This window comes from Streptomyces sp. NPDC002776, assembly GCF_053592195.1.
Genome location: NZ_JBSFVG010000001.1, coordinates 384,447 through 404,137, shown reverse-complemented (window position 1 = coordinate 404,137; position 19,691 = coordinate 384,447). Strand labels below are relative to the sequence as shown.

The window sequence follows — 19,691 nt, the reverse complement described above, 5'->3', positions numbered from 1 at the left end:
TCGCCATAATCGTTCCCATGGAGCATCAGCAGAGGTCACAGCCGCGACCGTCACCGTCCAGTGACACAGAAGACAGGGCCGAGATGTCGAGGCTGCTGGCGCCGCGGCTGGCCTACTTCGCCGGCGTCGCCCGCACCGAGCACGTCACCCGCGCCGCGCAGGAGATGCAGGTCCCTCAGTCGACCCTCTCGCGGGCCATGGTCCGCCTCGAACAGGACCTGGGCGTCGACCTGTTCGCCCGCCGCGGCCGGACCGTCTCCCTCACGCCGGCCGGGCGTACCTTCCTCGCCTCGGTGGAACGCGCCCTCGCCGAGGTGGAGCGCGCCGCCGACGAGGTCCGTGCCGACGCCGACCTCGCCACCGGCAAGGTCGCCTTCGGCTTCCTGCACACCATGGGCTGGGAGACGGTCCCGGGCCTGATCAGCGCCTTCCGCGCCGACCACCCCCGGGTGCGCTTCAGCCTGGTCCAGAACTACGGCGAGGCGATGATCGAGCGGCTGCGCGCGGGCGAGCTGGACCTGTGCCTGACGTCCCCGGTGCCGGACGCCCCGGACCTGGTCGCCCGCCGCCTGGACGAACAGAAGCTCCGCCTGGTGGTCCCCGCCGACCACCGGCTCGCCGCCCGCCGGCGCGTCCGCCTCGCCGAGGCCGCCGACGAAACCTTCGTCACCCTGGAACCGGGCTACGGTCTGCGCCGGATCACCGACGACCTGTGCCGGGAGGCCGGCTTCAAGCCGCGCGTCGCCTTCGAGGGGGAGGAGGCGGAGACCCTGCGCGGCCTGGTCGCGGCCGGGCTGGGCGTCGCGCTCCTGCCCCCGCCCGCGGTACCCCGGCCGGGGGTGGTGGAGCTGACGGTCACCGCTCCGCGCGCGGTGCGGGAGATCGGAGTGGCGTGGCTGGACGGCCACCCGGACACCCCGCCGGTGGCGGCCTTCAAGAAGTTCCTGCTGTCGAAGAGAGGCAATCTGCTGGCGACCTAGGGCCGTTACCGCCGCTGCCCGAAGCCGGACGCGAGCGGCATGCGCAGTCCCAGGGGCGGCGGCGCCGCGAACGCGTCCTCCACCGGGCGGGCGAACGCCCGCCCGAACAGCGCCCCCATCACGAAGTCCTCGGCCAGCGACAGCACTTCGGCCCGGTGCTGGTGCAGCCCGTGCCCGTCCGAGTGCACCTCGAACCGGCACACGTCCCGGTTCGTCTTCTTCGCCCGGGCCGCCAGCCGGAAGGACAACTCGGGGTCCGTGCGCTGATCGTTCGTCCCGTGCACGATCAGCACCCGCCGCCCGGCGAGCTGCTTCACCGGTTCGGGTGGCGCCGCGACATCCTCCTCCGGCAGCCAAGGGGCGATGGCGAGGACGGAGTTGACCGCCTCGTGCCCGGCCGCCCGCAGCGCCGCCCGCCCGCCCATGTCGAACCCGGCGAGGCACACCGGCACATCGCCGTAACGCCGTACGGCTTCCTCCACGGCCCAGTTGGCGTCCCGGGCCAGATTCGCCTCCGTGCCGTTCCACCCCCGCCAGCGGTAGTGCACGGCGTGCGCGGCCAGGTCCTCGTCCCGTGCCGCGCGGGTCAGCCGGCGCCCGAGGGCGCGGACCGATGCCGCCGCCCACATCGCGGAGGGGCGGCGATGTGACGTCTCGTCACCGCCGGGGAGCAGCAGCACCACCCCGCTCACCGTCGTCGGTTCCGGGCCGAGCGCTCTGCCCAGGCGGGCCGTGCGAACCGGCGTCGCTTCCTGTGCCATGACAGAACAGTGTCAGAAGCGCGGGTGTACGCCACCCGTCCGTGGGATCACCGTTACGTATCGACGGAAACGTCCACCAGGCGCTCTACGCGCGTAGGCGTTAAAGTGCGGAAATGACGAGCCAGACCATCGCGAACACCCCGACACCGGAGCAGATCCGCCGGGCGCCCAAGGTTCTGCTGCACGACCACCTCGACGGCGGCCTGCGCCCCGCCACCGTCGTCGAACTCGCCCGCGACAGCGGGTACTCCCAGCTCCCCGAGACCGACCCCGACAAGCTCGGCGTCTGGTTCCGCGAGGCCGCCGACTCCGGCTCGCTGGAGCGCTACCTGGAGACCTTCTCGCACACCGTCGGCGTGATGCAGACCCGGGACGCCCTGGTGCGGGTCGCGCGCGAATGCGCCGAGGACCTCGCCGCGGACGGTGTCGTCTACGCCGAGGTGCGGTACGCCCCCGAGCAGCACCTCGCGGCCGGACTCCGCCTCGAAGAGGTCGTCGAGGCCGTCAACGAGGGCTTCCGGGAAGGCGAGCGGCTCGCCCGGGAGCGCGGCCACCGCATCCGCGTCGGCGCGCTGCTGACCGCCATGCGGCACGCCGCCCGTGCCCTGGAGATCGCCGAACTCGCCAACCGCTACCGTGACCTGGGTGTCGTCGGCTTCGACATCGCCGGGGCGGAGGCCGGTTACCCGCCCACCCGGCACCTGGACGCCTTCGAGTACCTGAAGCGCGAGAACAACCACTTCACCATCCACGCCGGTGAGGCCTTCGGGCTGCCGTCCATCTGGCAGGCCCTGCAGTGGTGCGGCGCCGACCGGCTCGGGCACGGGGTGCGCATCATCGACGACATCGAGGTCAAGGACGACGGCACGGTCCACCTCGGCCGGCTCGCCTCCTACGTCCGCGACAAGCGCATCCCGCTGGAGATGTGCCCCAGCTCCAACCTCCAGACCGGCGCCGCCACCTCCTACGCCGAGCACCCGATCGGACTGCTGCGCCGGCTGCACTTCCGGGCGACGGTGAACACCGACAACCGGCTGATGTCCCACACCAGCATGAGCCGGGAATTCGAGCACCTTGTCGACGCATTCGGTTACACGCTCGACGACATGCAGTGGTTCTCCGTCAATGCGATGAAATCAGCGTTCATTCCTTTCGATGAACGACTCGCGATGATCAATGACGTCATCAAGCCCGGTTACGCCGAGCTGAAATCCGAGTGGCTGTTCCGGCAGACGGCCTCCACCAGCGGTTCCTCGGCCGAAGAAGGCTGATCGCGGGATTTCGGTGACGGGGAATGCGGACGGACGTTCACCATCCGTCCGCATTTCGATGTTTGCGGCGGGAGCCTCGGCATGTTTACGGTCATGCACCGCTCGCATCCCCCGTCATCCCATTTTCGAGGACGCATTCAATGAAGCAGTCTGCTGGCAAGACCCTCGGTGTCGCCGCCCTCGGTGCCGCCTTCGCCGCCACCGGTGCGGGCGCCGCGAACGCCGCCCCGGCCCTGCCGGACGCCGGTTCCGCGCTGGACACGGTGACCCGGACGCTGCCCGCGGAGAACCTCTCCCAGGTGCTGCCGGGTGGAGAGGCCCTGGCCAAGGGGCAGACCGCGGCCGACGCGAGCGGGACCGCCGCCCAGCCGCTCGCCCAGAAGCTGCTCGCCGGCGGCCCGACCAAGCCGGTCGCCGGTCTCCTCGGCGGCCTCCCGGTCGGCAAGATCCTGCCCGGCGGCGGCGCCGGTACCGGGGTGAACGGCCTGCCGCTCGGCTGAGCCCTCCCGAACGCGCCGACGGGGCGCACCCTTGGACACGGGGTGCGCCCCATCGGCGTACGGGTGTCAGCCGGTCACCAGGCGGTGCGCGCCTTCTCCTCCGAGGGCAGGAAGATCCAGAGCCCTATGTAGAGCAGGAACTGCGGGCCCGGCAGCAGACAGGACAGCAGGAACAGCACGCGCATCGTGGTCGCCGACATGCCGAAGCGTCGCGCCAGCGCGGCGCACACTCCGCCGATCATGCGGCCGTTGGTGGGTCGGGCGAGGCGGGACATCTGCGGCTCCTTCGTGAGCGTCGGTCAAAGGCGGCGTTTCGTGGCCGCCTCATCTGGCAGCAACACTACGGAGACGAAGGGGGCAAAGCGTCGCTCTACGGTGCGATCCCGACCCTGGGAATCGTCGGGGTCCTACCCTGAGGAGCCTCGCCCTTCAGGGCCGACCCCGGCGGGTGGGCGCGCTCGGTCCGGCGGCGCAGCCGGCGGCGTACCGCCGGTACGACGGCCGCGTGCACGAGCGTCACGCCGACCGTGTTCAGCAGCACCGAGTCCACGTCCACCACCTGGCCCGGCACCCCGGTCTGCAGCAGTTCGATGCCCATCGAGATCAGGATGCCCGCGGCGACCGTACGGAGCAGTGACGCGAGGGGCGAGGCGGCGAGCCTGCCGTGCACCGCGGGCAGCAGGACGCCCAGCGGGGCGAGCAGCGCGACGGCCTCGGCGAGGCGGCGCAGCCCCTCCTGCCGGCCCAGCGCCAGATCGGCCTCTATCCCGGCGAACGGACGCAGATTGGGTGGCAGCACCCAGGGAACGTCCAGGGGACGCAGCGTGAGCCAGGCGACGAACGTGAGGTGGGCGACCAGGAGGACGCCCCCTGTCACCCGGATACGGATCGCGATGCCGCCGCTGTCGGAGCCTTGACGCTGCACGCTGGGCTAGACGCGGTCTTCGGTGCGGTTGGTTCCGGGGCCGTTGTTCGGCTGCGGGCCGTGGGGGCTTGTCGCGCAGTTCCCCGCGCCCCTTCCCGGCGCTCCCCGGCCCTGAGTTCCTCAGTCCGCGGTGATCTCCGACGACGGCGGTGTCTCCGTGTACGGTCGCGTCCGCACGTCGTCCGTGCACTCGTACCGCCGGAGCGGGTAGCCGTCCGGGCCGCCGAGGATCACCGAGCCGTCGCCCTCCGCCGCCTCCGAGTCGGAGAACGTGCAGACGATCTGGGCGAGGGCCACCGGCGCCAGGGCGTCGGGCGGGGTGCTCAGGCGGAGGGTGTCGTCGGGGTCGTCGGCGCGCGGACCGGTCACCGCCAGCCTGCCGCGGACCTCGCTCGTGTAGCCCGCCTCCAGCTCCGTCGCCGACGGAGTCGCCCTCAGCTCGTCCAGCAGGCCCTGCGCCACCAGCACCCGCCGCTGCGAGTCCGCCGTGCCCTGAGGAACCCGTACCGTCCGGTCCACGGCCACCAGCGACGAGCGGCACAGCAGGAACACCTGGGCGGGCAGCCCCCGTGAGGCCTGGGTCGCCATGTCCGGCTCGGCCAGCGAGCAGTGCACCCGGGAGGGCGCGGGCCCGAAGTCGGTGGGGACCTCGGTGGCCCGGATCCCGCACCCGGCGAGCAGCCCGGCGAGCAGCGGGAGCGCCAGCAGACGGCGTACGGTCATCACGCCTCGTCCTTCTCGTCCGGGCCCCTGTGCTCCTCGGCCTCCTGGGTCAGCGCCGAGGCGTCCCGGGGCAGCCGCAGCGTGAACACCGCGCCGCCCTCGGGGGAGTTGGCGGCGGTGATCTCGCCGCCGTGGATGTGGGCGTTCTCCAGGGCGATGGACAGGCCCAGGCCGCTGCCCTCGGAGCGGGGGCGGGAGGCGCTCGCCTTGTAGAAGCGGTCGAAGACGTGCGGGAGGACGTCCTCGGGGATGCCCGGGCCGTGGTCCCGCACCGCGATGACGACCTCGGCGTCCTCCTCCCGCACCGACACCCGTACCGGCGAGCCGCCGTGCTTGAGGGCGTTGCCGATGAGGTTGGCCAGGATGACGTCCAGGCGGCGCGGGTCGAGCTGGGCGTGGATGCCGCGCTCGGCCTCCAGGTCGACCGCGTCCAGCCAGGCGCGGGCGTCGACGCAGGCGGTGATCTGGTCGGCGACGTCGACGTCGTCCAGCACCAGACGGGCGGTGCCCGCGTCGAAGCGGGTGACCTCCATCAGGTTCTCGACGAGGTCGTTCAGACGCCGGGTCTCGCTGACGACGAGCCGTACGGCGGGTTCGATCATCGGGTCCATGGACCCGGTCTCCGCCTCCAGCTCCTCCTCCAGGATCTCCGTCACGGCGGTGATCGCGGTGAGCGGTGTCCGCAGTTCATGGCTCATGTCCGCGACGAACCGGCGGGAAGCCTCGTCCCGCGCGGCCATGTCGTCGACCCGTTTCTCCAGCGCCTCCGCCGCGTGGTTGAACGTCCGGGAGAGATCGGCCAGTTCATCGGTGCCGGAGACCCGCAGCCGGGTGTCCAGCTTGCCCTCGCCGAGCCGGCGCGCGGCAACTCCCAGCCGGTGCACGGGCTTCAGTACGGTCGTGGCGGCGGCCTGCGCGAGCAGCGCCGAGCCGATCAGGGCCAGGCCCGTGGCGATCCCCAGCGACCAGGCGAGGGAGTTGAGGTCCTTCGCCTCCGGCTCCAGCGACTTGAGCATGTACCCGGTCGGCCCGCCGCCGATCACCTTCGTACCGGCCACCAGATACGGGGTGTCGTCCTCCACGATCCGCTGCCAGTACAGGTGGTAGGCGTACTTGTTGGTGGAGTCGACCGTCTGCTCCTCGTTCACCGCCTCGCGCAGCGACCCGGGCACGTCCTTGAGCGTGAAGCCGCTCAGCCCGCCGGAACTGCCGGAGACGGTCTCGCCGTCGGCGTTCTCGGCGACGAGCAGCACACTGAACCGCTGGCTGCTGTTGGCCATCTGGCCCGCGGTGCGCTGGAGTTCGTCCTGCGTCGGCCGCTCGGGCAGCACACCCGCCCGGTTCTGCATCTCCTGCTGGAAGTCCCGCAGCACCGCGTCCTGGGTACGGGTGAGCACGGCCTCCCGGTTGAGCCAGTACGCGATGGCGGACGCGGACACGGCGGCGGTCAGCGCCACCAGGCCGAACACCACGACCAGCCGCAGCCTCAGGCTGGTCAGACGCAGCCGCGACCAGACTCCCCTGCGCTCCGCGAACCAGCCGCGGAACCCCCCGTGCGCTGGTGTCACTGAGGCGCGTCCAGCCGGTAGCCGACCCCGCGGACCGTACGGATCAGGGTCGGGGACGACGGCACGTCCTCGACCTTGGCGCGCAGCCGCTGCACACAGGCGTCCACCAGACGGGAGTCACCGAGGTAGTCGTGCTCCCACACCAGCCGCAGCAACTGCTGCCGGGACAGCGCCTGTCCGGGCCGCCGGCTCAGCTCCAGCAGCAGCCTCAGCTCGGTCGGCGTCAGCTGGAGGTCCTCGCCGTTCTTCGTCACCGTCATCGCCGCCCGGTCGATGACGAGGCTGCCGAAGCTCGCCGCGTCGTTGGACTCCCGCTCCCCGCGCCGCAGCACGGCCCGGATCCGGGCGTCCAGCACCCGCCCCTGCACGGGTTTGACGACATAGTCGTCGGCGCCGGACTCCAGGCCCACCACCACGTCGATGTCGTCGCTGCGCGCGGTGAGCAGGATGATCGGCAGCTGGTCGGTGCGCCGGATGCGGCGGCACACCTCGAAGCCGTCGATGCCGGGCAGCATCACGTCCAGCACGATCAGGTCCGGCCGCTGCTCACGCAGCAGCTTCAGGCCGTCCTCACCGGTGGCAGCCGTGGCAACCCGGTGACCCTGGCGCGTCAGTGACAGCTCCAGGGCCGTGCGGATGGCGTCGTCGTCCTCGATCAGCAACAGGGAAGGCACGGGGCTCATTCTGGCCCATGGCGGGGTGGGGTTTCGACACCTGTACAGGTACGGCAAGGACCGCTGCTCTCCGTGACCGAGCGGTGCGTGCGCTACGACGGACCCCTGTGACAGCTCTGTGACAGTCGGCGGACACGGCCATGAAGTGGCCCGGGCAAGCTTTTCGACACCAGCAAGGAAGCAAGCCGAACACCGGAAGTCCACGACGGGGGGCGCGAGATGAACACGCTGCACAGCTCAAGCACGAGCGCAGTTGTCACGCGTCTGCACGACGTGCACGGGGGACGGGGTTCGGAGAAGTCCGGTGCCGATGGGGGTCCCTCCCGCGCGAGCGGATTCGAGCGTGGGGGAGGGCGGGGGTGCGCTCGCGGCGCCGGGCGTCAGCACACCGCGTACATGACGGTGGTTGACGGTTTCACGGGGGAAGCACACGGGGGAAGCGCGTACAGGGAGGGCACGGGGGAGCGTCGTTCGCTGTCGGAGGCGGAGTTCACCGCCTACGTCCAGGAGCGCCGCGCCTCCCTGTACGCCACCGCCTACCACCTCACCGGTGACCGCTTCGAGGCCGAGGACCTGCTGCAGAGCGCGCTGTTCTCGACGTACCGGGCGTGGGACCGGATCAGTGACAAGGCCGCCGTCGGGGGTTACCTGCGGCGGACGATGACCAATCTGCACATCAGCGCGTGGCGCCGCCGCAAGCTGAACGAGTACCCGACCGAGGAACTGCCGGAGACGGCCGGCGACACGGACGCGATGCGCGGCACCGAGCTGCGCGCGGTCCTGTGGCAGGCGCTGGCCCGGCTGCCCGAACTCCAGCGGACGATGCTGGTCCTGCGTTACTACGAGGGCCGGACCGACCCGGAGATCGCGGACATCCTCGGCATCAGTGTCGGCACGGTGAAGTCCAGCATCTGGCGGTCGCTCCGCCGGCTGCGCGAGGACGAGGTCCTCAGCTTCGGCCGTGACGAGGAGGACGCCTTCGGCGAGCTGGTGGCCTGAAGGTACGGGGGGGAGCTCCGGGGGGAGCACGGGGGAGCACCAAGGAGAAGCGGGACCGGTCGGCCGGGGGGTCCGTCCAGTCCCGCTTCTTCGTGCGTTCGGGGGTCTCAGGCCGCCGTGCTCGCCGGTACGTGCCGTCCCGCGGCGGCGTCGGCCAGCCGGCCCAGTGCCTCGTCCCGGTCGCAGGCGTGGGCGCCGAGCGCGGTCTGGCGGGCCACGATCGACCGCTCGGCCCGCATCAGGCGCCAGCCGCGGCGCAGCAGGAAGGGCACGGACTTACGGCCCTCCCGCAGGTCCCGGAGGAAGCGGCGGCGGAAGGTGGTGACCGGGCCGCGGCTCAGGCACAGCGCGTCGGCCAGGACGCCCAGCTCCCGGCAGCGGTTGACGATCTCCGCGGCGAAGATGCCCTCCGCGATGAACAGCGGGGTCCGCCCGATGTCGACGGGCTCCTCACCGGTGCGGGCGCTGAGGGAGAGGTCGTAGAGCGGGACCGTCGTACGACCGGTGCGGCACAGGTCCTCGATCGCGGCCACGGCCTGGTCGGCGTCCCACGACCCGGGGTGGTCCCAGTCGATGTCGGAGCTCCCGAGGACCTGCGGCAGCGTCGGGTCGCCGGCCTCCTTGTAGAAGTCGTCGAGGCGCAGCACCGGGAGGCCGGAGCGGGCCGCGAGGAGGGACTTGCCGGAGCCGGAGGGGCCGCAGAGCAGCACGACTCGGGCCGGTACGGGCGGAAGGGAACTCACGGGACACCAATATGACGCATTCACCTGCCGTTCATCGACTCCGCGGGTCGGCTTTGAAGCGCGCGTCACACCTCAACTACCCTTCGTGTCGACCTGATTACTCAATGCGTCAGAAGGTGGCAGAACAGATGGCCGGACAAGCGTCCTCCCCCCTCCCCACCGCCCGGCGGGCCCTGGTCGCCCTCGCGACCGCGGGCGCGGCCCTGGGCACCGCCGCGCCGATGGCCGCCGCGGACGCCGAGCCGGTCCTCGACGACGTGGTCCACACCCGCCCCACCTCCCTGGGCAAGATCGACCCCGAGGGCGGTTTCCGGGCGGTCACCGGCATGGTCGGCTATGTCACCGGACCGGTCGCGGGCCTGAAGCCCAACCCGCTGGCCGGCACCGGCGTGGACCCCCTCGACAACGGCGTCGGCACCCAGCTCGGCGACTTCCAGCCGCTGACCTCCCAGATGCTCACCGCCCCGGTCGCGCAGGCCCGGTCCATCGGCAGCATCCCGGTGCTCGGCCAGGCGGCCACCCTGCTGGGCGGCTGACCCGGACGGCGAAGAGCCGCGCTTCCCCCGGACGGAGGGGAGGCGCGGCTCTCCGGTTTCGGGCGGCTCTAGTACGCCGAGCCGGACGCGCCCAGCGAACCCGTGGGGTGCCAGACCGTCTTCGTCTCCAGGAACGCCGTCATGCGGTCGATGCCCGGGGCCGCCGCGTAATCCACAGGCTGTGGACGCAGAGCGCGCTTGAGGTTGTCCGCGGCCGCGATCTCCAGCTCCTTCGCCAGCGCCTCGTCGGCACCCGCGAGGTCGATGGCGTTGACGTCCTGGTGCGCGGCCAGCGGGGCGGCGATCTCCGCCGTACGGCCCGACAGGACGTTGACGACCCCGCCGGGCAGGTCGGAGGTGGCCAGGACCTCGCCGAGGGAGAGCGCCGGGAGCGGGGACTTCTCGCTCGCTATCACGATCGCCGTGTTGCCGGTCGCGATCACCGGGGCGATCACCGAGACCAGACCGAGGAAGGACGACTCCTGGGGGGCCAGGACGACGACCACACCGGTCGGCTCGGGCGACGACAGGTTGAAATACGGACCCGCGACCGGGTTCCCGCCGCCCACCACCTGGGCGATCTTGTCGGTCCAGCCCGCGTACCAGACCCAGCGGTCGATCGCCGCGTCCACCTGGGCGGCGGCCTTCGACTTCGACAGGCCTTCGGCGGCGGCCACTTCCCGCACGAACTGCCCGCGGCGGCCCTCCAGCATCTCGGCGACGCGGTACAGGACCTGGCCGCGGTTGTACGCCGTCGCCCCGGACCAGCCGCCGAACGCCTTGCGCGCGGCGACCACCGCGTCACGGGCGTCCTTGCGGGACGAAAGAGGCGCGTTGGCCAGCCAGTTGCCCTGGGAGTCGGTCACTTCGTACACCCGGCCGCTTTCGGAGCGGGGGAACTTGCCCCCGACGTACAGCTTGTAGGTCTTGAGGACGGAGAGTCGGGTCGCGTCAGACATCGAGGTACGCCTCCAGGCCATGGCGGCCGCCCTCGCGGCCGAAGCCCGACTCCTTGTACCCGCCGAACGGCGAGGCCGGGTCGAACTTGTTGAACGTGTTGGACCAGATGACGCCCGCGCGCAGCTTGCCCGCGACGGCCAGGATCCGCGATCCCTTCTCCGTCCAGATGCCCGCCGACAGGCCGTACTGGCTGTTGTTGGCCTTGGCGACGGCCTCGTCCGGGGTGCGGAAGGTGAGGACGGACAGCACCGGGCCGAAGATCTCGTCGCGGGCGATGGTGTGCGCCTGGGTGACGTTCGTGAAGAGCGTCGGGGCGAACCAGTAGCCGCTCTCGGGGAGTTCGCAGGCGGGCGACCAGCGCTCGCCGCCCTCCGCCTCGCCCCGCTCGACGAGCGAGGTGATCCGGGTGAGCTGCTCCTCGGAGTTGATCGCGCCGATGTCGGTGTTCTTGTCCAGCGGGTCGCCGAGGCGCAGCGTGGACAGCCGGCGCTTCAGGGAGTCCAGGAGCTCGTCCTGCACGGACTCCTGGACCAGCAGCCGGGAGCCCGCGCAGCAGACCTGGCCCTGGTTGAAGAAGATGCCGGTGACGATGCCCTCGACGGCCTGGTCGATCGGGGCGTCGTCGAAGACGATGTTGGCGCCCTTGCCGCCCAGTTCCAGGGTCAGCTTCTTGCGGGTGCCGGCGACCGTCCGAGCGATCTCCTTGCCGACCGCGGTGGAGCCGGTGAAGGCCACCTTGTTCACGTCCGGGTGGGCCACCAGGGCCGCGCCCGTGTCGCCGTAGCCCGGCAGGATGTTGACGACACCCTTGGGCAGGCCCGCCTGGCGGCAGATGTCCGCGAAGAAGAGGGCCGACAGCGGAGTGGTCTCGGCGGGCTTGAGGACGACCGTGTTGCCGGTCGCGAGCGCGGGGGCGATCTTCCACGCCAGCATCAGCAGGGGGAAGTTCCAGGGGATGACCTGGCCCGCCACGCCCAGCGGGCGCGGGTCGGTGCCGTAGCCGGCGTGCTCCAGCTTGTCGGCCCAGCCCGCGTAGTAGAAGAAGTGCGCGGCGACCAGGGGCAGGTCGGCGTCGCGCGTCTCCCTGATCGGCTTGCCGTTGTCCAGGGTCTCCAGGACGGCGAGCTCACGGCTGCGCTCCTGGATGATCCGGGCGATCCGGAACAGGTACTTGGCCCGCTCCGAGCCGGGCAGCGCCGACCACTTCTCGAACGCCTTGCGGGCGGCCCCGACCGCGCGGTCGACGTCCGCCTCGCCGGCCCGGGCGACCTCGGAGAGCACTTCCTCGGTGCTCGGCGAGACGGTCTTGAAGACCTTGCCGTCGGCCGCCTCCACGAACTCGCCGTCGATGAACAGGCCGTAGGACGGCGCGATGTCGACGACCGAGCGGGACTCGGGTGCCGGTGCGTATGCGAATACGGAAGCCATGTTGATCAGTCCACCGTCACGTAGTCGGGGCCGGAGTAGCGGCCGGTGGCCAGCTTCTGACGCTGCATCAGCAGGTCGTTGAGGAGGGAGGAGGCGCCGAAGCGGAACCAGTGGTTGTCCAGCCAGTCCGCACCGGCCGTCTCGTTCACCAGGACCAGGAACTTGATCGCGTCCTTGGTGGTGCGGATGCCGCCGGCCGGCTTCACGCCGACCTGGACCCCCGTCTGGGCGCGGAAGTCCCGCACCGCCTCCAGCATCAGGAGGGTGTTCGCGGGCGTCGCGTTCACCGCCACCTTGCCGGTCGAGGTCTTGATGAAGTCGGCCCCGGCCAGCATGCCGAGCCAGCTCGCGCGCCGGATGTTGTCGTACGTCGACAGCTCGCCGGTCTCGAAGATGACCTTCAGCCGGGCGGCGTCCCCGCAGGTCTCCTTCACGGCGACGATCTCGTCGTAGACCTTCAGGTAGTTCCCCGCGAGGAAGGCCCCGCGGTCGATGACCATGTCGATCTCGTCGGCGCCCGCGGCGACCGCGTCCCGCACGTCCGCCAGTTTCACCGCGAGGGCGGCGCGGCCGGCCGGGAAGGCGGTGGCGACGGAGGCGACCTTGACGCCGGAACCGGCGACGGCCTCCTTGGCCACGGCCACCATGTCCGGATAGACGCAGACCGCGGCCGTGGGCGGGGCCGTCCGGTCGGTGGGGTCGGGGCGGACCGCCTTGGCGCCGAGCGCCCGGACCTTGCCCGGGGTGTCCGCGCCTTCCAGCGTCGTCAGGTCGACCATCGAGATCGCGAGGTCGATGGCGTACGCCTTGGCGGTCGTCTTGATGGAACGGGTGCCGAGGGAGGCGGCGCGCGCCTCCAGGCCGACCGCGTCGACGCCGGGCAGCCCGTGGAGGAAGCGGCGCAGCGTGCTGTCGGAGGCGGTGACGTCCGCGAGAGGCGCTGCGAGGGGTGCATTGGTGGGCATGGTCACCAGACGAGCATATCTACGCGCGTAGCGGCTGTACAGCCCCGGGCGCTCATCTTCGGAGCGGGCACCGCGGATGAGCGTCGGCGGGCGCGTCGTGCAGAATCGGGGGCATGACGACCCCGGAGCGCCCCTCATCAGTGCCGCAGCCGCCGGTTCCGCCCGCGCGGGACCGGGTCTACCGCTCGCCCATGGGCATGACGGGCGGCGTTCTGCTGCTCGGCGTCGCGCTCTGGCTGGGGATCGACGCGCTGGTGCAGGGGTCGGGGCGGACGCCCTGGCTGGCGCTGGCGTCGCTGCTGCTGATCGTGCCCGCGGTGACCGCGTTCACGCTGCGGCCGGCGGTCTTCGCCAACGAGGACCGGCTGCGGATCCGGAACCCCTTCCGGGCGGTGGTGCTGCCCTGGGGGCAGGTCGTCTCCCTGCGGTCCGGGTACTCCAACGAGGTCGTGGACCGGTCGGGGGCGAAGTACCAGCTGTGGGCGATCCCCGTGTCCCTGCGGGCCCGGAAGAAGGCTGCCCGCAGGACCGCGCGGGCGGAGGCCCAGCGGAACGGGCAGCGCGTCGGCCGGGGCGGCCTCGGGCTCGGGTTCGGGGGACTCGGGGGCGGCGATGAGATCGACGGGCCCGTGCGCGCCGAGACCGACCGGGTGATGGACGAACTGCGGGAGCTGCACGCCGGGCGGGAGAAGGCCGGGTCCGCTCAGGGTGAGGTCACCGTGCGATGGGCCTACGAGGTGCTCGGGCCGTTCGTCGCGGGGCTTGTGCTGCTGGTCGTGCTGTTGCTGGTGGGCTGAGGGCGGGCTCGGGGGAGCGCTGCTGCCAGTTTTTGCCGGGGCGCCTTCTTGTCACGCAACCAACCCGGTCGCTCGCGTGTCTCGTCAGTGATGACTACACATGTTCGGCCGCCGTCGCCCCTGCCTCTGCCCGAGTCCGCCGTGCCCCCGGGCGCCCTGCCCTGGAGCGGTGAGCAGGGGCGGCGCTGGGTCGCGGAGCTGCCGCCCCGGTGGGTGCCTCTACGGGCGTACGGACGGTACGACGAACTGGTGACCGTCGCGGCCGGCGGGATCACCCTCGCCCTGGCCGCCGCGGGTGTGGAGCCGTATCTCGCGGCCTTGCTGCCGCTCCAGTTGCTGTGGGTTCTGCTGCGGCCCGAGGTGGTGCGGGTCGCCGCGCCGGGGCTCGTGGTGGCGGTCGGCCTGGAACGGCTGGGCTGGGCCGGGCTGGTCGGTGCCGTGCTGCTCGCCGGGATCTGCCTCGCGCTCGCCGAGGTGCGGCTGCGGGCCCGGAAGCGGCAGCGGGCGTGCGCGCTGGCCGCCGCGGCGGGGGTGACGGCTGCGGTGCCGGGGGCCGGGTCGCCGTTGCGGCGGGGTGTGCTGCTCGGGGTGTTCGGGGCGGTGCTGCTCGTCGGGGGCGGGGTGGCGGTCGTGTTCGGCGGGATGGCCGCCGCCGTCGGGTTCCTGCTGATCGGGGTGGGTCTCACGGTCCTCGTCTCGGGCGGGCTCGGGCGCGTCCGTGCCTCCCGGCTGGGGTCGGGGCCGGCGCCGGTGCTGCGGGTGCTGGTGCGGGACGATCCGGCGGCCCTGACCGAGGTGTTCGCCGCGGATGACGTGGCCGCGCGGCGGCCGCTGTTCGCGATATCCGTGATGCCCCTGGACGCCGGCGAGGAGGAGCCCGGGGTCGATGACGAGGTCGATGACGACGACGATGACGATGACGGCCTTCTCGAGCGGATGGACGACGACGCGCCGGGCCCCCTGCGCGAGGCCCTGCTCTACGGGGTGCCCTACGACGGTGCCGAGGTCGTGATCGTCAGTGCGGACGAGGACCCGGACCACCCGCCCTTCGTGGAGCGGTCGGTCGGGGCCGTGCGGCCGGTACGGGTCGTGCCTTCGGCCGCGGAGGCGCCGGTCGAGGTCGCCATCGTCGCGCGGCCCGTGCTGCGGTGGCGTGCGGGGCGGCTGGACTGGCTGGCGGCCGTGCTGCTGGCGCAGTGGGGGGTCTGGCTGAGCTGGGCCGTGTTCACGGACGCCGGGGTGCCGCTGTGGCAGCAGGCGCTGGTCCTGGTGGTGGGGCTCTACGGCGCCGCCCGGGTGCCGGTCAAGGTGGGCTGGCGGATCACCGCCGACCGGGCGGGGCTGTGGATCAACGGCCTGTTCAAGGTCACCCACATCCCGTGGGACGACTTCCGCTCAGCCCGCCATCAGTCCATGGAACTGAAGCTGCGGTGGCGCGGCGGACACTCCTGGACGGTCGCCGCCCCCCGCTGGCAGTGGCTGGAACGACGCCGCGCCCTGACCCACCCCTACGACCGCCTGGCCGCCGAGCTGACCACCCTGTGCGCCGACCCCGGCCTGCGTCCCACGGGCGAGGCCGAGGGCCGCGAACGCGGACGACTGCTGTGGCCCTGGGCACTGGTACTGGCGGTTGCGTGGGTGGCGGGGCTGGTGGCGGTCCGGGCGGGGGTGTAAGGGGCAGGGGGCGCCTGCAGCTGGCCGCCGCCAATTCCGCCCGCCCTGCGGTCCTCCATGACGGGGCGCCCCGCCGACGCCGCACGCCCTGCTGCGGCCCCCCGCTACGGTGCGCTCGCCCAGATCAAGGGGATGTAGGCGCTGAAGTACGCCGAGGTTGCTACTGCTGTGGTCAGGGTCAGGGTGCGGTAGCGGGGGGAGGAGCGGGTCAGGTGGAGGGCCAGGGGGAGGAGGAGGGGGAAGGCCGGGAGGAGGAAGCGGGCGCGGGGGAAGTAGACGGCGTCGCTGGTCAGGACGATGGCCAGGAGCGTGCCCGTGAACACCAGCAACGGCAGCGGCTGCCGGTCCGCCACGGACAGTGCGAAGAGCACCGCCGACGCCAGCAGGACGCCCGTCACCAGCACCAGGAACAGCTCGGGCCTGTCCTGCAGCAGGACTTCGTGCATCCGACGCAGGGTCCCGGCGCCGCCGTCCAGTTCGTTGCGCCACAGCCGCTGTACGGCGAAGTAGCCGTCCCAGCGGCCCGTGCGCAGGCCGACCCAGCCGACGTAACCGCACCAGCCGAGCGGGGCCAGGACCGCGGCGGCGAGGGCGCGGCGCGGGAAGGGGCGCCGGCGCAGGGCGAGGAGCGCGGTGACCGTGACCGCGGCCGCCACCGCGATGCCGGTCGGGCGGGTCAGGCCCGCGAGGACCGCGCCGGTCGCCGCCCACAGCCAGCGGCCGGTCAGCACGGCGTACAGGGACCAGGCGGCGCAGGCCGTGAACAGGGACTCGGTGTAGCCCATCCACTGCACCAGGCCTACCGGGTACGCGGCCCACAGGGTGGTCAGGAGGACGCCGACGCGTCTGCCGTGCAGCAGGTCGCCGAGGGCGAAGATGCCCCACGCGGCCAGCAGCGAGGCAACCACGGCGAGGCCGAGGCCGGTGCTCGCGGGACTGCCCGGAGCGACGGCCGAGACGGTCTTGATCAGCAGCGGGTGGAGCGGGAAGAACGCCATGTTGTTGGCGTTGTAGGCGGTGCCGAGTTCGGTCGCGTAGCCGTGGTCGGCGATGCCCAGGTACCAGTCGGCGTCCCACTTCGTCGCCAGGATCGGCCAGACCTCCTGCCCCCTGCGGTGCGCCCAGAGGGTCAGCACCAGCAGGCCCGTCGCGCGTACGGCGACGTAGGCGAGGAGCGCCGGGGCCGCGCGGCGCAGGGGGCCGGGACGGCGAGCGCCGGGGGCGGGGGCGGGGGTCGCTCGGAGTGTCGGCCGGAAGGCGGTCGAGGACACGGCGGCGGCTCCTGGGCTGACGTGGGGGCGGGTGCCGGTCCACGGTTGCCCGGAGGGCGCGGTGGCGCGGGGTGTCCGCGTCAACCGCCGCGCCGAAATCACCCGATGGGGCGCCCCCGCGAGGAGGCGCCCCGTCGTCGGCCGCGGGTGCCGCGGATCAGATGCCGGCCGCCGCCGACAGGTCCCGCTTGATCGCCGCCAGCAGCTCGGTGGCCCGGGCGCGGGCCGCCGGGAGGGCGGAGTGGCCGGCGACCGGCACGACGACCTCCAGGTAGCACTTGAGCTTGGGCTCGGTGCCGCTGGGGCGGACGATCACCCGTGCGCCGTCCAGGGTGTAGCGCAGCCCGTCGGTGGGCGGCAGCCGGTCCGTGCCCCGGGTGAGGTCCTCGGCCCGGGTGATGGCGAGGCCCGCCAGCTCCGTCGGTGGCTGCTCGCGCAGCCTGCGCATGGCGTCCGCGATGACCGACAGGTCCTCCACGCGCACCGAGAGCTGGTCGGTGGCGTGCAGCCCGTGCTCGACGGCGAGGTCGTCGAGGAGGTCGAGCAGGGTGCGGCCCCGCTCCTTCAGCTCCGAGGCCAGCTCGGTGATCAGCAGCGCCGCGGTGATGCCGTCCTTGTCGCGGACGCCGTCGGGGTCGACGCAGTAGCCGAGGGCCTCCTCGTAGCCGTAGCGCAGTCCGTCCACGCGGGCGATCCACTTGAAGCCGGTGAGGGTCTCCTCGTACGGCAGGCCCGCCTTCTCGGCGATCCGGCCGAGGAGGGAGGAGGAGACGATCGACTCGGCGAACGTGCCGGTCGCCCCCTGGCGGACCAGGTGCGCGGCGAGCAGCGCGCCGACCTCGTCGCCGCGCAGCATCCGCCACGCGTCCCCGTCCTTGACGGCCACGGCGCAGCGGTCGGCGTCGGGGTCGTTGGCGATGACGAGGTCCGGTTCGGTCGCGCGGGCCTTCGCGAAGGCGAGGTCCATCGCGCCGGGCTCTTCGGGGTTGGGGAAGGCGACGGTGGGGAAGTCCGGATCGGGCTCCGCCTGTTCGGCGACGAGCGCGGGCTCCGGGAAGCCGGCCCTCGCGAACGCGGCGAGCAGCACGTCCTTGCCGACGCCGTGCATGGCCGTGTAGACCGTGCGGGCGGTACGGGGGGAGTCCGGGGCGAGGACGGCGTCCGTGCGGGCGAGGTAGGCGTCCAGGACGCTCTCGTCGAGGGTCTCCCAGCCGGTGGTGGGGCGCGGGACGGTGGTGAGGGAGCCGATGGCGTCGATCTCGGCGGCGATCTCTGCGTCGGCGGGCGGCACGATCTGCGAGCCGTCGCCGAGGTAGACCTTGTAGCCGTTGTCGCGGGGCGGGTTGTGGCTGGCGGTGACCTCCACGCCGGCGACCGCGCCGAGGTGCCGTATGGCGTACGCCAGGACGGGGGTGGGCAGCGGGCGGGGGAGTACGGCGGCCCGCAGGCCGGCGCCGGTCATCACGGCGGCGGTGTCGCGGGCGAAGTCCTCCGACTTGTGGCGGGCGTCGTAGCCGATGACGACGAGGCCGCCGCCTCGGCCCTGCTTCTTCAGGTACGCGGCGAGGCCGGCGGCGGCGCGGATGACGACCGTGCGGTTCATGCGCAGGGGTCCTGCGCCGATCTCGCCGCGCAGGCCCGCGGTGCCGAACTGGAGGGTGCCGCTGAAGCGTGCGGCGAGCTCCGCGGTGTCCTTGGCGTCGATCAGCTCGGCGAGTTCGGCGCGGGTGTCCGCGTCGGGGTCCTCGGCGAGCCATGCCTGGGCCCTTGCGATGAGATCGTCGTGCACGTCGGGTCAACCTCTCGTGTTCGTTCGTTCGGCGCGGTGGGGTGCTCGGCGGTTTTTTTCGCCCCCGCCGCCCCTACCCGTCCCATCCTCCAGGGGCTGCCGCCCCTTCGCCCCCGCCCCAGGGGGCTCTGCCCCCTGGACCCCCGCTCCTCGAACGCCGGAGGGGCTGGTTGCAGCGAGGGCGGGGCAGTAATTCGCCCGGATTACAGGCGTCCCAGCACCTGCGCCAGCAGGGAGCCCATCCGGGTCGCGCTGTCGCGGCCGGCCTGGAGGACTTCCTCGTGGTTCAGGGGCTCGCCCGTCATCCCCGCGGCGAGGTTCGTGACCAGGGAGATGCCCAGCACCTCCGCGCCCGCCTCACGCGCCGCGATGGCCTCCAGGACCGTCGACATGCCCACCAGGTCCGCCCCGATGACCCGCGCCATACGGATCTCCGCCGGAGTCTCGTAGTGCGGGCCGGGGAACTGGGCGTAGACGCCCTCCTCCAGCGTGGGGTCGATCTCCTTGCACAGCGCCCGCAGCCGCGGCGAGTAGAGATCCGTCAGATCGACGAAGTTCGCGCCCACGATCGGCGAGGTCGCCGTGAGGTTGATGTGGTCGCTGATCAGGACCGGCTGTCCGGGGCGCATGCCCTCGCGCAGACCACCGCACCCGTTGGTCAGCACGATGGTCTTGCAGCCGGCCGCGACCGCGGTACGGACGCCGTGTGCGACCGCGGCCACCCCACGGCCCTCGTAGTAGTGCGTACGCCCGAGGAAGACCAGCGCCCGCTTCTCGCCGATCCTGTACGAGCGGACCTTGCCGCCGTGGCCCGCGACCGCCGGCGCCGGGAACCCGGGCAGCTCGGTGACCGGGAACTCGGCGTCGGGATCACCGAGGGCCCCCACGGCCGGCGCCCAGCCGGAGCCCATCACGAGGGCGACGTCGTGGGTCTCGGCCCCGGTCAGTTCGCGCAGGCGAGCGGCGGCGGCGTCGGCGGCGGAATAGGGGTCGCCCTGGATGTCGTCCGGAAGAAGAGATGCGTTCACGCCGACGAGGGTAGCCGGTCTGTGCCTACGCGCGTAGATGACAGAGCCCACGGGATGGCGATCGTTGTCTTGTTGTTTCCGACGAAACGCTCCCCGCGC

General features: G+C 72.3%; 20 protein-coding genes. 7 read left to right on the top strand and 13 right to left on the bottom strand.

The window, feature by feature from the left end; translation table 11 throughout:
• The first annotated feature begins 17 nt into the window (after nt 1-17).
• A complete protein-coding gene (locus tag ACWD11_RS01855) occupies nt 18-980 on the top strand; it encodes a LysR substrate-binding domain-containing protein (RefSeq protein WP_451280687.1) in 963 nt (320 codons plus the stop codon).
• Between the two features lie 5 nt (nt 981-985).
• Here the strand turns inward: ACWD11_RS01855 and ACWD11_RS01850 are convergent, their stop codons facing one another.
• Nucleotides 986-1,741, bottom strand: a complete 756-nt coding sequence (locus ACWD11_RS01850) for an alpha/beta hydrolase (protein ID WP_451280685.1) — start codon at nt 1,739-1,741, stop codon at nt 986-988.
• A gap of 113 nt (nt 1,742-1,854) precedes the next feature.
• Here ACWD11_RS01850 and ACWD11_RS01845 point away from each other — a divergent pair, with 113 nt between their 5' ends.
• Complete coding sequence (locus tag ACWD11_RS01845; protein ID WP_451280683.1) at nt 1,855-3,012, top strand: adenosine deaminase; 1,158 nt, start codon at nt 1,855-1,857, stop codon at nt 3,010-3,012.
• 140 nt (nt 3,013-3,152) lie between these two features.
• Nucleotides 3,153-3,512, top strand: coding sequence for an ATP-binding protein (locus ACWD11_RS01840; RefSeq protein ID WP_389415262.1), 360 nt, complete (start codon nt 3,153-3,155; stop codon nt 3,510-3,512).
• Nucleotides 3,513-3,586: 74 nt separating this feature from the next.
• On the opposite strand, the gene ACWD11_RS01835 is transcribed toward ACWD11_RS01840, so the two are convergent.
• From ACWD11_RS01835 to afsQ1, 5 genes are all read right to left on the bottom strand, one after another.
• Nucleotides 3,587-3,787 carry a PspC domain-containing protein gene (locus ACWD11_RS01835; protein WP_250077959.1) on the bottom strand — a complete coding sequence of 67 codons (201 nt, stop codon included), beginning with the start codon at nt 3,785-3,787 and terminating at the stop codon, nt 3,587-3,589.
• 95 nt (nt 3,788-3,882) lie between these two features.
• Nucleotides 3,883-4,437 carry a VanZ family protein gene (locus tag ACWD11_RS01830; protein ID WP_389415261.1) on the bottom strand — a complete coding sequence of 185 codons (555 nt, stop codon included), beginning with the start codon at nt 4,435-4,437 and terminating at the stop codon, nt 3,883-3,885.
• A gap of 120 nt (nt 4,438-4,557) precedes the next feature.
• On the bottom strand, nt 4,558-5,160 hold the full coding sequence (locus ACWD11_RS01825; protein WP_451280680.1) for a hypothetical protein: 603 nt from the start codon (nt 5,158-5,160) through the stop codon (nt 4,558-4,560).
• A complete protein-coding gene (locus ACWD11_RS01820) occupies nt 5,160-6,728 on the bottom strand; it encodes an ATP-binding protein (RefSeq protein WP_389415259.1) in 1,569 nt (522 codons plus the stop codon). The genes ACWD11_RS01825 and ACWD11_RS01820 overlap by 1 nt, the downstream gene beginning before the upstream one ends.
• Nucleotides 6,725-7,402 (bottom strand): two-component system response regulator AfsQ1, encoded by a 678-nt coding sequence (gene afsQ1 / locus ACWD11_RS01815; RefSeq protein ID WP_062722075.1) that lies wholly within the window; start codon nt 7,400-7,402, stop codon nt 6,725-6,727. The genes ACWD11_RS01820 and afsQ1 overlap by 4 nt, the downstream gene beginning before the upstream one ends.
• A 219-nt stretch (nt 7,403-7,621) precedes the next feature.
• Between afsQ1 and ACWD11_RS01810 the strand changes: the two genes are divergently transcribed.
• The gene (locus ACWD11_RS01810) at nt 7,622-8,401 is read left to right on the top strand and encodes a SigE family RNA polymerase sigma factor (RefSeq protein ID WP_389415258.1); all 780 of its coding nucleotides are present in this window, start codon (nt 7,622-7,624) and stop codon (nt 8,399-8,401) included.
• Nucleotides 8,402-8,508: 107 nt separating this feature from the next.
• Here ACWD11_RS01810 and ACWD11_RS01805 read toward each other — a convergent pair whose 3' ends face one another.
• The gene (locus tag ACWD11_RS01805; protein WP_389415257.1) at nt 8,509-9,213 is read right to left on the bottom strand and encodes a uridine kinase family protein; all 705 of its coding nucleotides are present in this window, start codon (nt 9,211-9,213) and stop codon (nt 8,509-8,511) included.
• Nucleotides 9,214-9,272: 59 nt separating this feature from the next.
• Here ACWD11_RS01805 and ACWD11_RS01800 point away from each other — a divergent pair, with 59 nt between their 5' ends.
• Nucleotides 9,273-9,680 (top strand): hypothetical protein, encoded by a 408-nt coding sequence (locus ACWD11_RS01800; RefSeq protein WP_389415256.1) that lies wholly within the window; start codon nt 9,273-9,275, stop codon nt 9,678-9,680.
• A gap of 68 nt (nt 9,681-9,748) precedes the next feature.
• On the opposite strand, the gene ACWD11_RS01795 is transcribed toward ACWD11_RS01800, so the two are convergent.
• From ACWD11_RS01795 to deoC, 3 genes are read right to left on the bottom strand one after another with little or no spacing between them, the layout of a single operon-like run.
• Nucleotides 9,749-10,639 (bottom strand): aldehyde dehydrogenase family protein, encoded by an 891-nt coding sequence (locus tag ACWD11_RS01795; protein ID WP_451280677.1) that lies wholly within the window; start codon nt 10,637-10,639, stop codon nt 9,749-9,751.
• Nucleotides 10,632-12,068, bottom strand: coding sequence for an aldehyde dehydrogenase family protein (locus tag ACWD11_RS01790; protein WP_451280675.1), 1,437 nt, complete (start codon nt 12,066-12,068; stop codon nt 10,632-10,634). The genes ACWD11_RS01795 and ACWD11_RS01790 overlap by 8 nt, the downstream gene beginning before the upstream one ends.
• A gap of 5 nt (nt 12,069-12,073) precedes the next feature.
• Nucleotides 12,074-13,033, bottom strand: coding sequence for a deoxyribose-phosphate aldolase (deoC, locus tag ACWD11_RS01785; protein ID WP_389415629.1), 960 nt, complete (start codon nt 13,031-13,033; stop codon nt 12,074-12,076).
• A gap of 113 nt (nt 13,034-13,146) precedes the next feature.
• Here deoC and ACWD11_RS01780 point away from each other — a divergent pair, with 113 nt between their 5' ends.
• Nucleotides 13,147-13,830, top strand: coding sequence for a PH domain-containing protein (locus ACWD11_RS01780; RefSeq protein WP_389415253.1), 684 nt, complete (start codon nt 13,147-13,149; stop codon nt 13,828-13,830).
• Nucleotides 13,831-13,920: 90 nt separating this feature from the next.
• Nucleotides 13,921-15,504, top strand: coding sequence for a hypothetical protein (locus ACWD11_RS01775; RefSeq protein ID WP_451280673.1), 1,584 nt, complete (start codon nt 13,921-13,923; stop codon nt 15,502-15,504).
• A 104-nt stretch (nt 15,505-15,608) separates the two neighbouring features.
• Here the strand turns inward: ACWD11_RS01775 and ACWD11_RS01770 are convergent, their stop codons facing one another.
• The 3 genes from ACWD11_RS01770 to ACWD11_RS01760 all read right to left on the bottom strand — a co-directional run bounded on the left by ACWD11_RS01770 (nt 15,609) and on the right by ACWD11_RS01760 (nt 19,592).
• Complete coding sequence (locus tag ACWD11_RS01770) at nt 15,609-16,775, bottom strand: hypothetical protein (protein ID WP_451280671.1); 1,167 nt, start codon at nt 16,773-16,775, stop codon at nt 15,609-15,611.
• Between the two features lie 157 nt (nt 16,776-16,932).
• The gene (locus tag ACWD11_RS01765; protein WP_451280669.1) at nt 16,933-18,564 is read right to left on the bottom strand and encodes a phospho-sugar mutase; all 1,632 of its coding nucleotides are present in this window, start codon (nt 18,562-18,564) and stop codon (nt 16,933-16,935) included.
• Between the two features lie 203 nt (nt 18,565-18,767).
• Nucleotides 18,768-19,592, bottom strand: a complete 825-nt coding sequence (locus ACWD11_RS01760; protein ID WP_389415249.1) for a purine-nucleoside phosphorylase — start codon at nt 19,590-19,592, stop codon at nt 18,768-18,770.
• Nucleotides 19,593-19,691 lie beyond the last annotated feature (99 nt).

Excerpts from the sequence above, each read along its gene's own strand:
- ACWD11_RS01795 (WP_451280677.1), bottom strand. The coding sequence starts at position 10,639 with ATGTCTGACGCGACCCGACTCTCCGTCCTCAAGACCTACAAGCTGTAC.
- deoC (WP_389415629.1), bottom strand. The coding sequence starts at position 13,033 with ATGCCCACCAATGCACCCCTCGCAGCGCCTCTCGCGGACGTCACCGCC.
- ACWD11_RS01800 (WP_389415256.1), top strand. The coding sequence starts at position 9,273 with ATGGCCGGACAAGCGTCCTCCCCCCTCCCCACCGCCCGGCGGGCCCTG.
- ACWD11_RS01855 (WP_451280687.1), top strand. The coding sequence starts at position 18 with ATGGAGCATCAGCAGAGGTCACAGCCGCGACCGTCACCGTCCAGTGAC.
- ACWD11_RS01850 (WP_451280685.1), bottom strand. The coding sequence starts at position 1,741 with ATGGCACAGGAAGCGACGCCGGTTCGCACGGCCCGCCTGGGCAGAGCG.
- ACWD11_RS01775 (WP_451280673.1), top strand. The coding sequence starts at position 13,921 with ATGACTACACATGTTCGGCCGCCGTCGCCCCTGCCTCTGCCCGAGTCC.
- ACWD11_RS01845 (WP_451280683.1), top strand. The coding sequence starts at position 1,855 with ATGACGAGCCAGACCATCGCGAACACCCCGACACCGGAGCAGATCCGC.
- ACWD11_RS01790 (WP_451280675.1), bottom strand. The coding sequence starts at position 12,068 with ATGGCTTCCGTATTCGCATACGCACCGGCACCCGAGTCCCGCTCGGTC.
- ACWD11_RS01810 (WP_389415258.1), top strand. The coding sequence starts at position 7,622 with ATGAACACGCTGCACAGCTCAAGCACGAGCGCAGTTGTCACGCGTCTG.
- ACWD11_RS01825 (WP_451280680.1), bottom strand. The coding sequence starts at position 5,160 with ATGACCGTACGCCGTCTGCTGGCGCTCCCGCTGCTCGCCGGGCTGCTC.
- ACWD11_RS01840 (WP_389415262.1), top strand. The coding sequence starts at position 3,153 with ATGAAGCAGTCTGCTGGCAAGACCCTCGGTGTCGCCGCCCTCGGTGCC.
- ACWD11_RS01780 (WP_389415253.1), top strand. The coding sequence starts at position 13,147 with ATGACGACCCCGGAGCGCCCCTCATCAGTGCCGCAGCCGCCGGTTCCG.
- ACWD11_RS01835 (WP_250077959.1), bottom strand. The coding sequence starts at position 3,787 with ATGTCCCGCCTCGCCCGACCCACCAACGGCCGCATGATCGGCGGAGTG.